At 49.1% G+C, this 230-nt stretch carries 1 protein-coding gene; it reads left to right on the top strand.

Annotation, left to right across the window (positions count from 1 at the left end; all coding sequences use genetic code 11):
• Positions 1-230 (top strand): transposase (locus AC0MA3_RS26815; protein WP_474658397.1); only part of this gene is annotated, 230 nt, incomplete at both ends.

Here is a 230-nt window from a genome sequence, read left to right as displayed (position 1 = left end):
AATGCCTTTAACAAGACAAAAGACGTGACCGGACTGATCGTTCACAGCGACCAGGGATTCCAGTACACGTCTCATGCGTACCACGACATGCTGCCAAAGGTTGGCGCCCGAATCAGCATGTCTCGCCGAGGAAATTGTTATGACAATGCCTCAATGGAGAGCTTCTTCTCGCATCTCAAAACGGAAGGGCTCTACCCTTATGATATCCGAAATATGGATGAGGCACAAAG

The organism is Paenibacillus sp. LS-5, from assembly GCF_056121505.1.
This window is presented reverse-complemented; position numbering and strand designations above follow the sequence as displayed.